This window comes from Paenibacillus sp. JCM 9796, from assembly GCF_055379675.1.
Map to the genome: position 1 here is coordinate 3,334,653 of NZ_AP043723.1, position 14,128 is coordinate 3,348,780.

8 protein-coding genes are annotated in these 14,128 nt (G+C 44.7%); 7 read left to right on the top strand and 1 reads right to left on the bottom strand.

Translation table 11 applies throughout. From position 1 onward, the window contains the following. The first annotated feature begins 45 nt into the window (after positions 1–45). Complete coding sequence (locus ACZ439_RS16065; RefSeq protein WP_054798367.1) at positions 46–1,707, top strand: hypothetical protein; 1,662 nt, start codon at positions 46–48, stop codon at positions 1,705–1,707. Then, positions 1,707–4,781 (top strand): DEAD/DEAH box helicase, encoded by a 3,075-nt coding sequence (locus tag ACZ439_RS16070; protein WP_464619898.1) that lies wholly within the window; start codon positions 1,707–1,709, stop codon positions 4,779–4,781. The genes ACZ439_RS16065 and ACZ439_RS16070 overlap by 1 nt, the downstream gene beginning before the upstream one ends. Before the next feature lie 669 nt (positions 4,782–5,450). Here ACZ439_RS16070 and ACZ439_RS16075 read toward each other — a convergent pair. Continuing rightward, positions 5,451–7,931, bottom strand: a complete 2,481-nt coding sequence (locus tag ACZ439_RS16075; protein ID WP_464619899.1) for an O-antigen ligase family protein — start codon at positions 7,929–7,931, stop codon at positions 5,451–5,453. A 200-nt stretch (positions 7,932–8,131) separates the two neighbouring features. On the opposite strand from ACZ439_RS16075, the gene galU reads away from it, so the two are divergent. The 5 genes from galU to ACZ439_RS16100 are packed head-to-tail and all read left to right on the top strand — an operon-like array spanning position 8,132 to position 14,126. Further along, positions 8,132–9,013 carry a UTP--glucose-1-phosphate uridylyltransferase GalU gene (galU, locus tag ACZ439_RS16080; protein WP_464619900.1) on the top strand — a complete coding sequence of 294 codons (882 nt, stop codon included), beginning with the start codon at positions 8,132–8,134 and terminating at the stop codon, positions 9,011–9,013. A 24-nt stretch (positions 9,014–9,037) separates the two neighbouring features. Beyond that, complete coding sequence (locus ACZ439_RS16085) at positions 9,038–10,357, top strand: class I SAM-dependent methyltransferase (protein ID WP_464621136.1); 1,320 nt, start codon at positions 9,038–9,040, stop codon at positions 10,355–10,357. Positions 10,358–10,360: 3 nt separating this feature from the next. Beyond that, on the top strand, positions 10,361–12,568 hold the full coding sequence (locus tag ACZ439_RS16090) for a glycosyltransferase (protein ID WP_464619901.1): 2,208 nt from the start codon (positions 10,361–10,363) through the stop codon (positions 12,566–12,568). Positions 12,569–12,610: 42 nt separating this feature from the next. Continuing rightward, on the top strand, positions 12,611–13,387 hold the full coding sequence (locus ACZ439_RS16095; protein WP_464619902.1) for an ABC transporter permease: 777 nt from the start codon (positions 12,611–12,613) through the stop codon (positions 13,385–13,387). 1 nt (position 13,388) lies between these two features. Then, positions 13,389–14,126 (top strand): ABC transporter ATP-binding protein, encoded by a 738-nt coding sequence (locus ACZ439_RS16100; RefSeq protein WP_464619903.1) that lies wholly within the window; start codon positions 13,389–13,391, stop codon positions 14,124–14,126. Positions 14,127–14,128 lie beyond the last annotated feature (2 nt).

Genomic DNA, 14,128 nt, shown 5'->3' on the forward strand with positions numbered 1-14,128 from the left:
TAATTAGACTTATTTTGCAGCGATGGTTGGAACGGGAGGACAAGGATGCATGAGCGAACGTGGAACGAGTGGGTGAAGCTTGCCTATCGTTATTTCAGTTACCCTATACTGCAGCAGGGCTGGAAGCTTTATAGCAAGGGCTTGATCTTTGATTGTTATGACGAGGGCGGTATGGTTGGCGGTACTGTAGGGAGCCGAGCTTACGGTAATGGCGGCAGCGGCGATGCGAAGCTGGTGAAGGACGGTTTTCAGACAAGCACCTGCACGTGCCAGAGGGGAGCCTCTTGTGAGCATCTGGCGGCCCTCGCCTTCTTGTTTTTGGAAGAGGATCTGGCATTCGATGCCTATAAGCTTTTGATGCCGGGAGGCAGCGGATGGGGGGCCAAGTCTGTGGTTACGCCGGCCTTCGACGAGCGGCGGCAAGTCGCTGCGTCGGAAGCGGCTCTTGCCGTCGCCCAGAGTGCGGCTGGGAAGGCGCCCTTGAAGGCTGCCGCGCCCAGCCCCAATTCTAACACGGAGTATTGGTATCGTTATTTCGAGAGTACCTTTCCTGTCGAACATTATTCGAATCTTCGAGCCATTCAAGGGATGTACGATCATGTGACGGGTAAGCTGATGAGACTTGCCGGGGCGGACTGGAAGCCGACACTTCGCTTGCTATACGAGCTTCAGGTGCTTTTGTTCGTGATGCAGCTTGCGGATCAGGTTGTCGCTAATCGCAATCGGTACCTCGGTTATTACGATAGCTATGCGGCAGCGGAAAGCGGACAGGAGATCGCCGAAAGGTGCTGCGACAGATTAGTCGAACTATTGGGCGAGATCGATACGGACGAGGCTAACCGACTGTACGAGGATCGGCTTCAGAGCATGGCCGATTATTTGGCTGCGCACGCTTTTCCGGCGTTTTCCGGCCCGATCCCCTGGTCCTATGTGTACACGTCCACCTGGTGGGGTCTGCTCTGGAGGCAGGATCGGGTTGACCGGGAGAAAACGCGTCTGAACCGGGCGCTGCGAAGCGATTCGCTAGCACCGAAACAAGCGGATCAATACATTCTGGCGTCGCTCGGATTTGATGTGCATGACAGGCAGGATGAGGCGGCGATGCGGAAAGCGGAGCAATTGAACCATAAATCTCCTATGCTGTTTTATCCTTACCTGCATGGCTTCGCAGCGGAACGGCAATGGGAACGGATGATGATCTGGTTGGAGTGGATGGTTCCATTCGTCCCCATGATTCGATATGGAGCGGAGGAATCGTATTTCTCTCTCTGGGCTACGGTTCTTCCGCACGTGGACGCGGAAGATCGATGGAAACGCGCCGTCATGGCCTTAATCCCGCGCAGTATGCCGTATTATTCGGCCTACTTGCTGCAGCGCGAACGGTTTCAAGAGTGGGTCGACATCCATATGGCCCTCGGGATTACGCCGCTCGATCTGCGCGTCAGCGATTATAAGCCGGTGGAGACAAACCGCAAGGATTTGCTGCTCCCCTGGTTTCATCACGGCATAGAACGCTTCATTGCCGAGAAAAACCGGGATTCTTACAAGAAGGCGGTGCGTTTGATGAAAAGGCTGGAATCGCTGTACCGCCGCTTGAAGAAGCAGGATCAATGGGAACGTTACTTGTCTCATGTCAGCGTCAAGTATTCGCGACTCCGGGCCTTTCAGCAGGAGCTGGGCAAGCTGAAGAAAGAGGGGGATGCGTAATGTTGGATCTTGATGCCGTCATGGTGGAGGGGGAACAGCTGGAGAGCGGCGAATGGCTGTTGTGGGAAGAGTCGGAGCTGTCTTTGTCCGGTTCGCAGCTACGGATGAGGCTGTTTTCGTGGCACCCCCGCAGCCTCTATGGAACGCTGCTCCGGGAAGGAACCGGCTTCCGCGGGGAGTCGTTGGTCCTGTCGCCTTATGATGCGCTGGATTACTTCGCGGCTCCCGGAAATTCGCTCCATCTGCCTGTTGAGTGGTCGGATAAGCTCAAGCTGGCGCAGCAGGCGGCAAGCTTGCTGCGTGAGGCGTTGGTCCATGGCTGGTACGCGCCGGAAGCGAGCGCGTGGCAGGAGGGTAAGCGGGAGTGGAAGCCGCTGCTGCCTGATAAACAGCAGGAGCTGTATGCAAAGCTGCACGAGGAGCTGCTGGCGGAGGGAATTGACGCATCGCGCTGGTTCACGCAGGCCGTGGAGGAGCTGCTCGTCAGCGAGCCCGCTGTTCGCGAGGCCTGGGACAAGCTTTGTGAGGAACAGCCGTTATTGACGGCTGCGCCGTTCGCCGAGGAGAAGGTTCCTTCCGCTCTTGCGCTCGATGAAGAGGAATGGTTGACCGCCGTTAGCTGGAAGAAGGACGAGATTCCTTTTCGCATCTGCCTTCAATTGGTCGAGCCGAACATGGATTCGGAAGGGGACGATGCCGGAAACTCGGAGGACTCCTTCTGGACGCTGCGTATGCTGCTTCAGGACAAGCTTGACCCGAATATGATGGTGGAAGGGGAGTTGGACGGGAAAACTGTCCGTGCGCTTGCTGAAGGTTTTGCAGGCCGCATTCCCTTCGCTTGGGAGAAGCTTGTTGAACGTAAGCTGGGGACTTTGTTCGAACGGGCGGAAAGACTCGTACCCGAGCTGTTTGAGCAGCGTTCGCCCGGCGAGGACAGGCTGCCAGGACGGCTGACGGATGAGGCGGCGTGGCGTTTTCTGAATGAGGATAGCTTGAAGCTGCTGCAGGCAGGCTTTTCCGTCTTTCTGCCTGTTTGGTGGGAGGAGCTGCGGCGCTCACAGCCTCGGTTGAAGGCTCAGTTGAAGTCGTCGGTCGGTTCCAGAAGCGAATCGTTCTTCGGCGCCGACCAGCTGATGAAATTCGATTGGAAGGTCGCCGTCGGGGAGCTAGATTTCTCCGAGGAGGAATTCGCCCGCCTGACGGCGGAGAAGAAGCGTCTTCTCTATATCCGCGGCCGCTGGATTCAATTAGACCCGGCCTTCGTTGCGGCGGTGCGTCAGGCGATGAAGCGAGTCGGCAAGCAAGGCCTGTCGTTCCGGGAGGTGCTGGAGCTGCATTTGCTCGGAGCGGGTCGCGGGGACAATGGTACGGTCGATGCGGAGCAGCAGGAGGCTGAAACGACGGAGCTTCGCATCGAGGTGGAGCTTAACAGCCATATGGCAAAGCTGATCGGACGCTTGCAGCATATGAGCCGCATCCCGATCGTAGAGCCGCCGGTTACGCTCCAGGCGGGCCTGCGCAATTACCAGAAGGCAGGCGTGTCGTGGCTGCTGTTCCTGCGCCAGTTCGGCTTGGGCGCATGTCTTGCCGACGATATGGGTCTCGGCAAAACGATCCAGTTTATTGCGTACCTGCTCCACGCCCGGAACGGGACGGTGAGCTTGGCCGGGGCGAGGTCGCATGACCGTGCCGCTGCGAAGCAGGCCCCTGCGCTTCTCATCTGCCCGACCTCGGTGCTCGGCAACTGGCAGAAGGAGCTGGAACGGTTTGCCCCTACGCTGCGCGTCTATTTGCATTACGGTCCGCAGCGGGCTAAGGGCGAAGCTTTCATCGAGGCTGTGAGCGGCTTTGATCTCGTTCTCACCTCGTACAATTTGGCTCAGCTGGACGAAGCTGAATGCTCTTCCGTCGTCTGGGACGTCATCGGCCTGGACGAGGCGCAGAACATCAAGAACGTGCATACGAAGCAGTCGGCCGCCATCCGCCGCTTCGACGCGCTCCACCGGATTGCCCTGACGGGAACGCCGATCGAGAACCGGTTGACTGAGCTGTGGTCGATTTTTGATTTTATGAATCCGGGGTATTTGGGCAGCTTGAGCGCGTTTACTCACAAGTACGTGAATCCGATTGAAAAAGGCGGCGATCCCGAACTGGTGGAGCAGGTGCAAAAGCTGATTCGACCGTTCCTGCTGCGCCGCGTGAAGAAGGACCCGGCGATCCAGCTCGACCTGCCGGATAAAACCGAGACGAAGGCGTACGTTTCCTTGACGCTGGAGCAGGCCAGCCTTTACGAGAACGTCGTCCAAGACTTGATGAATCGTATTGATTCCTTAACCGGTATGGAGAAAAAAGGGCTCATTCTGGCCACACTCACGAAGCTGAAGCAAATTTGCAACCATCCCGCACTGTTCCTGAAGGAGCCTGAGCCGGGACCCGCAACCTGGGAGGACCGGTCCGGTAAGGTGGAGCGCCTTCTGGAGCTCGTTCATGAGCTTCGGGATGAAGGCGACAGCTGCCTGATTTTCACCCAGTTCGTGGGGATGGGCCATATGCTGAAGGCGATCCTGGAGCGGGAGCTGGGCGGGACCGTTTACTTCCTGCACGGAGGCGTTCCGAAGAAGCAGCGCGATGCGATGATTGCGCGGTTTCAGGGAGAGGCGGCCGCATCGGCCGGGAAGCCGATAGGCGCTGGAGTGGAAGCTGCAGAGGCAGGGAAGCGACCGGGAGCTGGTGCCGAAACAGGGGGAGGCATCTTTATCCTCTCGCTGAAGGCGGGAGGAACGGGACTCAATCTGACGGCGGCCAACCACGTCTTCCACTTCGACCGTTGGTGGAATCCTGCTGTAGAGAACCAGGCCACCGACCGCGCCTTCCGTATTGGACAAACCCAAAACGTGCAGGTGCACAAGTTCATCACCCTCGGCACGTTAGAGGAACGCATCGATGAGATGATCGAGCGCAAGCTCGGCCTTAGTCAGCAAATCGTCGGAGCCGGCGAAAATTGGGTCACAGAGATGACCACAGATGAGCTGCGGGACATGTTCGCCCTGCGCCGCGAATGGATTGGCAAGTAGCGGGGGAAAAAGACAGCGAATGATGAATAGCATGAGAGAAATAGCTTGCGGAAACGGCTTATCGCCCGTGGAATGACAGATTAGCGGCAATGGGCTGCGTACACGATAGGAGGCTCAATACCAACAATGTCCAAACGTAAACGCGAACGGATGAAGGAAAAGGAACGCCGGCATCAACGCAAGGGTGCACCCCAGCTAACCGTCATCGAAGGAGCACAAGCTGGCACTGCCGCCGCTGTGACAGCGGGAAGCGGCGGAGTCCCCGCTCCTGAGGCGAGTAGCCCGCAGGAGCGGCCAACCGCACCCGCCAGCCCCGCTTCGGCGCAGCAGGCGGACGCAAGCGCGGTCCCAAGGCGCCGCGGACGTCAGCCGAAGACGCAGGTCGACACGGCGTCAGCCGGTGCGACCGCAAGCAGCAGCGGTGACGCAGCAGCGTCGCCGGCCGCGGCCGGCGTTCCGGCGCCAGCCAAGGGCCGCGGCACCAGCGCGCGCGGCAAGGTCCGCTCCAAGGCTGCGCCGGAAGCGAACGCGGCCGAAGGCGCGGGGGCGAGCCCACACATCGGCGGTATGTCTCCCGCCTGGCAGCAGCTGTACGCAGCCGTAAGCCGGGTGGCCCGGCGGGAGGACTAAAAGAAAGGAGCTATTCCGTCGGAATAGCTCCTTTCTTATTTATTTGAGATTCACTAAAAATTGAACTTCATTCTTCTCATTCGGATCCGCTGCGACCAGCTTGTCGTAAACCGCTTGGTCGTTCTTGCCCTGCTTTTGCAGCGCGGCCAGGTACCATCTGGTGTTCTGGCGAGTAAAGGCATCTGCAAGGTTATCGCTGACTCCTATGCGGAGCATGTTCTCGGATTCCGGATATTTCTTTTGTAAGTAATAAATTTGTCCAAGTGAGAAGCCCATTTGAGGGGTCAAACTAAATTCATTCCCTTGCAACTGCTCTTTAGGCAGGCTGGCTAGCGCTTGTTTTTGCGATTCGAATCGATGATAAAGCTCAATTGCCTTGGACCAGTATTGCTCTTGACTTTGCTGATCCCGCTTCTCGAAGGCTTGTGCCCCGAGCCGGGTGGCCAGATCGATGGCCCTCTCATATAAGGCTACTTTCCACGGGAAGTTGTCAATTTGTTCATTTGCCAGGTTTAATGCCTCTTGTTGGTTATCCTTCAACAAATAGCTTTGAATCTTTCGTTCAATCAAAAAATAATCGAAAGGTTCTTTTTCCCTTGCTTGATCGATCAAGGATACGGCTTCCTTATAATAGTTCTCATCCTTGGACTGCGCGTATACTTGAAATAAAATCGCTACTTTCTGAAGCACGTATTCCGGATGGTTCGGATGTTTATCTAGCGCTTGGTTCAAAGGTGTAACGATTTGATTAAAATCGGTACTTCCCGATTTGAGCAAACTTGTAGCTTCTAAATAATTTCGGCTGGCGTTAACGAGCTGTATTGCGTTAAAGAAAAGAACCAGCGATATAACGGCAAACAATGAGGGGGCTACCCATTTCATTTTAGCTGCTCGTTCTGCAAAGTTAGACTTAACTTCGCTCCACTCAACGGAGGCCATGGCACCTAAGCTCAAGAACAATACGATGCCTAGATAAACGAAACTTAGATCAAAATCAAGAATGCTGTGTATCAGTAACGACACCGTGAAGATGAAGAATACCAAGCGTAGCGGTTCCATATCTTCGTTTCTAATGAAATATCGAACAAAACAATATAAGATAAAACCTAAAAAAGCAATAAATATAACTAATCCTAACCAGCCGACCTCGACCAAATACTGCAAGAAGAAATTATGTGCCTGTCTACTGACATAAGGGTTATTTTGATACTTCTCATACAAGGCTGACCACGCACCGCCACCTGCACCGATGATGGGATAATCGGATGACAGCTTAATGGAGTCTTTGTAGAACGTTCCGCGTTCAAGAACACTATTCTGTGCGAAGTTAATATTTTCAATCCGTTGTTTAATATTTTCTGGGAAAATGTTAAGCAACCCGGAATTTCCGAATAATAAGAAAATGCTGATGACGCCTAACAATGCAACCCCGAGCGGGAAATAGGCTCTTGCAAAGCGCTGTTGATCTAAACGTGTGACGTTGTCCTCAAGGATTGGTTTAACAAATCTTTGAACAAATACTATTAGTAGTGTAAGGGCAACAGATGCCGATATAAGGTACAACCATCCTCGATTTGCGAGTTCATGACTAAAAGAGGACCATTGCGTCACGCCGATATCGGTGATTGGAGTAAGGACAATCAGGCTGACAGCCGTGACGAGCGCCGAGTAGATGAGCATTAGGATTTGTTTGCCTGGCTTCATCAAGAGGATCACAATCAGATATACAACCGGAAATACGACAAGTGCTCCGCGAGAGAGTGTGAGAATGAACGAAACAAAAATGGGTACCAGCATTATTCCATGGTAGATAGTGGTGACATATTTTTTGGAAACCGTGGTTAAGTAAAGCCCCATTAACAATACAGCGATCAAGAAGGCGCCGTATGCATTGCCGTATTGAAAAACAGAGGTAAGTCGGGTACCATTTCCATCAGACATAATGACGTCTTGATAGAAGGGCATTGCCGGCATTTCGGATGCAAACCATTTGACCAGGGAATATGCAGTTTCTTTGTGACCGAACCAGTTCATAATACCGAATAACACAATAAGGTAGCTGGTCGATGCCAAAATATGTACGAGTACTTTCAAGCCATGCCGATATTTAAGCAAAAAATAGCCCGCTAAAAAGAACGACGCATAGATGCATTGTATCAGAATCATATTGCCGGAAGAGTAACTCGAAGCTGCGTTAATCTTCGATAACACATAGCTTAAAGGAATAAGCCAAACAGCCAATAAAGAGATACTCGACCAGTACCTAAAGCTGAATTTATAGAAAAAGGCGATTGCTGTAAGTAACAGCAACAGGGAGGACCAGATTAACGTCGTATAGATCGGACCTTCAAAGGTAGAGGAGTTTCCGTTGAATAACGCTTTTTGGAATGGAGCCCAAATTAATAAAACAAGTATAAGTCCGCCCATTCCCCAGAATAGTAGGGAGTTTCTATCGGTTGAATCCAAGGTATCCTTCTTTTTTCCTGTATAGGGGATATAGCTCCCTTTTTTGCCACTCATATTTACTCTCCTTTTATTCTAAATTACGACATCTTTCATCTTATCATAAAGTATGTTTATTGGGTACATGAAGGCTTATTTAGGGTTCTAAAAAACTATTTTATATAAAAAAAGGAAATACTGTTCTTGAAGCTGGCTTTTATATTATCGCTTTGATAGAATATTTTTTAGCTCACAATATTTGCTGGAGGCAAAAAATCTTGGATAAGAAAGTAAAAAAAGCTATTATTCCTGCTGCTGGCTTAGGAACAAGATTCCTCCCAGCAACCAAAGCAATGCCTAAAGAAATGCTTCCCATTGTAGATAAACCGACAATTCAGTATATTGTTGAGGAAGCAGTGGAATCCGGTATCGAAGATATCATAATTGTTACAGGTAAGGGAAAACGTGCAATAGAGGACCATTTCGATAATTATTTTGAACTTGAGCAGAATTTATTGTCTAAAGGTAAATTAGATCTACTTATCGAAGTACAAAAACCGTCTAAAATGGTCGATATTCACTATATTCGGCAAAAAGAACCTAGAGGCTTAGGACATGCTGTATGGTGTGCACGGAAATTCATTGGGAATGAACCATTCGCAGTTCTCTTAGGTGATGATATCGTTCAGGCGGAGAAGCCTTGCTTGCAACAAATGGTTGAGTTATATAACGAGTATCAGGCCTCAATAATAGGTATACAACCTGTTTCTTATGATGATGTATCCAGATACGGTATAATTGAAGGAACACCAAAAAATGATAAATTATATACGATTAGTAATTTGATAGAGAAGCCAGCGAAAGAAAATGCACCGACTAATTTAGCGATAATGGGACGTTACATTCTAGCCCCAGAGATTTTTGATATTTTAGAAACACAAGAAGAGGGCAAATCGGGAGAAATTCAACTAACAGATGCAATCAATAAACTAGCAAATATTCAAAATGTGTTTGGGTATCATTTTGATGGAAAAAGATTCGATGTTGGAGAAAAAATAGGTTTCATCAAAACCACATTAGATTTTGCTTTGAAAAGAGAAGATTTACGGGCAGAGATTCTACACTATTTAGAATTAGTATTAGTACGAGAAAATGCTTGACATTTTGTTGGGAAAAACGGGGTGATGAAAATGGCATCAGAAAGAATGACAGACAGTTCAACGGATTATGTTGAGTTAATGTTTCACTGGCACAGGTACCTTGCTGCTTCTACTCTAGCTTCTAACAAAGTAGTGCTAGATATAGCATGTGGAGAGGGTTACGGCTCTAGTTGTTTAGCCGAAAGTGCAAAAGAGGTAATTGCTGTCGATATAGATGAAAACACGGTGATTCGTGCAAAAAGCAACTATGGTAAAGAGAATATTCGTTTTCTAGTGGGGAGTGCTACTAGGATACCTTGTGCTGATAGATCTATTGATTTAGTTGTTTCGTTCGAAACGATCGAACACCTCTCTAAGCAAGATCAATTGATTTTTTTAAAGGAAATAAGCAGAGTTCTGAAAGATGATGGTCAGTTAATTATCTCAACCCCTGATAGGAATAGAACCGCCTTAATGGATGGAAATAACCCTTATCATATTAATGAACTGAATTTTACAGAATTCAGAGATTTATTGAGTAGTACATTCAAGCACACAAACTTCTATAAACAAGAAGTTAACCTTGCTAGTTTTATTTGGGGGACAGAGAACGAGAATAATAAGACTTACAAAATTGAAATAAATAATTACGGAAGTATGCCTACTACTAAGGAACTTAACCTTCATCTTTATGTACTGGCCGTTTGTGGGAAGATGAAACAGGAAGTCGAATTAGATAGTTTTTGCTATGATATAAATCGTAGTCCAATAGAAACATTGTGGAGTAAGTTAGAAAAAAACAGCACTGTAAACGAAAGTAAGAATGAAAATAAATTTTTGAAAGAAAAAGTTGAGTTATTAACTACTAAGAATGAAGTGTTAATTAAAGAAAATGAGATATTTGGCATGAAAATGGAATTATTAGTCAAGGAAAAAAATGACCTTTTGCATCAAGGTAATCAATTGCTAGATCAGTATAGGAAAATAAAAGAAGAGCTTGGACAAAACGAACAGCATCTAAAGAAAATGGAAGAGAAGATAAACCATCTAACAGAAGATAAAGAACAGTATAGAAAAAAAATAACCCTCCTACTAGATGATAAAGAGGTACTGAAAAAAATTAATATTGATCTTGTTAAAGACAAGGAATTCTATAGAAAGCAAATCGAATTAGTTCAGAGTGCTAGTTATCAAGACAAACAGAGTATATTGAACCTATCAAATCAATTAAATGAAATTTATGGTATGAGAACTTGGAAAATGATTAACTTATATAGGTCTGTAATGGACAAAACATTGTTAGGTGCTGTTCTTAGAAAACTTCGTAACGCGGGATTATATTTAGTTGGGAAGAGAGGAAATTAAATCTTGAAGATCTGGATGTTAACAACCGAGTTTCCTCCATTTTATGGTGGTGGTATCAGTACCTACTGTGTCAATACAGTAAAGATGTTATCCGAGAATAATCATGAAATAACAGTTATCTTACCCGACAGTAATCTTGACGCACCATGTTTATTAGAAACGGTTGAGAATTATAAATTATTTAGATTTAAACCTGGCATAAAGGAAATCTACAAAAGTCTTGGTTATATGGCCGCACTTAGTTATGATTTCGCCGATTGCGTTGAAGATTTAATTGAACAAGTCGGAGAACCGGATATTATTGAATCACAGGAATATTCAGCCATAGCGTATTTTCTACTTCAAAGAAAAAAACAATTGAACCCTAAACTGTTGCATGTTCCTATTGTGCTAAATCTCCACAGTCCAAAATTTATCATTGATGAAGTAGGACAAGCTTCAATATATAAGTTTCCGGATTATTGGATTGGAGAAATGGAAAGGTTTTCTTTAAAAGCAGCGGATATGTTAATATCACCCAGTCAATTTTTGATCGATGAATTATCAAAACGTTTGGATGGAGAACTAGCTAATTATAAGATTGTTCCTAATCCATATCAAAGCAAAGAGTTTCACAATGATACTATTTATTTAAGTGAAGAAATGGTTTATTTTGGGAGAGTTCAATATTTAAAAGGTTTAGATCAATTGCTCAAAAGACTATCTTTATTCTGGGATAAAGGACTAAAGATACCGCTGAGAGTTATAGGCGGAGACTCTTTCTTTCCTCCTAAAAACAGTTATTATATAGAATTCTTAAGTAAAAAATATAAAAAATATGTCGATCAAAATTTAATAAGATTTGAAGGCATTTTTTCACCGGAAGAAGCACATAAAATAATTCAAACCGCAAAAGTAGTTTTTGTTCCTTCCCTTTTCGAAAATTTCCCATACGCAGTTGTAGAGGCGATGAGTCTAAAAAAAGTTGTATTTACCACCATTTATGGGGGTCAAAGGGAAATAATTACAGATGGATACGATGGGTTTCTGTTTTCATACGAAGATGACTCGTTTAGGGAGAAATTTGAAGGATTTCTAAAATTAACCGATAATGAGATTAATATTTTAGGAGAACGAGCGAAGAAACGCATTGAAGAAATTTGCAATTATAACACTATCCACTCACAGAAAATCAATGCTTGGAGTATCGCTATTAAGAATAGAACCCATATCTCAAAGGAATATCCCTTTATTCGTTCTATAGAGCGTAAAGATCAACCTACTTATGATGGTGAATCAGGTTTATTAAGTATTGTTATACCTTATTACAACATGGGTAATTGGATAAAAGAAACTTTGGATAGCTTAATCAATATTAATTATGTTCATTCAGAGATTATTTTAGTAAATGACGGTAGTAACGATCCGTTTAGCATTGAGCTTCTCAACGATCTTGAGGTAACTTATCCTATTAAGATTGTTCACAAACTCAATGGAGGCCTATCTAGCGCAAGAAACGAAGGAGTAAAGTATGCCAAAGGTGAGTATTTAGCATTCTTAGATGCGGATGATTTAGTTCATCCGAATTATTATTCTAAAGCAATAGAGATTCTGAGAAATTATAATAATGTTAGTTTTGTCGGAGCTTGGGCTCAATATTTTGAGGGATCAGATAGTATATGGCCAACTTGGAATCCAGAACCCCCCTTTTTCTTTATGAGAAATACAATAAATACTAGTGGCTTGGTTTATAAAAGGGACGATTTTCGGAAATATGGGCTTAATGATCCAGATATGATTTATGGGATGGAAGATTATGAAAGCGCCATTCGCATGGTCAAAAATGGTTGTAGAGGGGTTGTGATATCGGAACCATATTTTATATACAGAATTAGACCAGATTCTATGTCTAGACAATTTAATTTTGATAATCAAATGTATCTATATCGTTTAATAACGGAAAAACATAAAGATGTATTGGAAAAATATGGGCCTGATATTTTTAATATTGTGAATTCTAATGGTCCAAGCCATTTATATGATAATCCTACTTGGAACCTACCTCCAGTTGGGTTTGTTAATTCCAATAATGAAATAAGTCAGGTTAATTTTGATAATTCTATGGATATTCCTGCAGAGCTAAAACAAAAATTGTTTCAGTTATGGCGCAGCAAAAAATTTAAGAAGATGCTCAAACTTGGATTTAAGCTAAAGTTGGATAGGTTTTTTTAATAATCATCTTTATTAATATAAGCAGTTTTGTGAGGTAATAGTATGTTAAAGAAAACCCAATTATTTTATCAGTTGGTTAATCTTCTCGCAGTTCGGGATGTTAAAGTCAGATATCAACTTTCTATTTTAGGTTTGTATTGGGCGGTATTGAATCCTTTTTTGATGGCTCTAGTTTGGGGATTTGTTTTCAATCAAATTTTCAGATCTCAAGGTATAGCAGGTGTTCCTTACTTAGTATTTCTATTTTGTGGAATAACTTTTTGGAATTTTTTTTCCAACTCTTTGACAAGTGCAGTCAACAGTTTAGTTGGTAATGCTTCTATGCTTTCTAAGGTATCATTTCCCCGTTTGATCTTACCAACAGCGTCTGTCGTTGCTCGATTAGTAGATTTCCTTTTTTCTTTTTTAGTACTTGCAGTATTAATGATTTATTACAAAGTGCCAGTAGGAATTTCGATCCTATGGCTACCCGTACTTTTATTTTTTCATGTATTATTTACATTGGGTTTAGCTTATATTATATCTGCTGTCAATGTATTTTATCGAGATGTTAGTCAAATTATTAGCATTATTTTAATGTTATGGATGTATGTATCTCCTGTACTGTATACGTTAGAACAAATTCCTGAAGATATACGATCATATTTTATTTTTAATCCGATTGGGCAACTAGTATATATGGAAGTTAATTCTTTATTAGGTGGAGTAGGGCCTAATCTACATTCATTATTAATTGCAAGCAGTTTCTCCATAATAGTTTTTTTTGTAGGAATATTGGTGTTTAAACATTATGAGGACTCGTTTGCGGAGGTTATGTAAGATGATGATTGAAGTTAATCAACTCTGGAAAAAATTTAGTGTAAATTCGGGAAGTGCGAGCTCATTATCTCAGGTTTTCTCTATCTGGAGTAAGGACAACAAGCATATAAAAAAAAACAATATAAAAGAATTTTGGGCACTAAAGGATATTAGTTTTAATGTTAATAAGGGTGAAAGCTTAGGTATTATCGGTTCAAATGGATCAGGTAAGAGCACATTGCTAAAATTACTAACAGGAATTATGAAACCTACTAAAGGAAGTTTAAAAATTAATGGGAAAATCTCGGCGTTAATTGAATTAGGAGCAGGATTCCATCCTGATTTCTCTGGTAGAGATAATGTTATTATGAATGGTATGATGCTAGGAATGACAAAAAACGAGATTTTAAATAAGATGGATGAAGTAGTTGATTTCGCCGAGCTTGAATCCTTCATTGATACTCCTGTCAAATATTATTCATCTGGTATGCAAGCAAGATTGGGTTTTTCAGTAGCCACTTCAGTTAATCCAGAAATATTGATAATTGATGAAGTGCTTGCAGTAGGAGATGCTGAATTCCAGAAAAAGTGCAGAAAAAGAATTCAAGCTATGCTCGATAAAGGGATTACTTTATTATTAGTGTCTCATGGAACTGGTGATGTTGAGAGTATTTGTCAGAAAGCTCTGTGGATTAATAAAGGCAATATGGTCATGCTTGGAGATTCAAAGGAAGTTTTAAAACAATACTTAGGAGAATAATC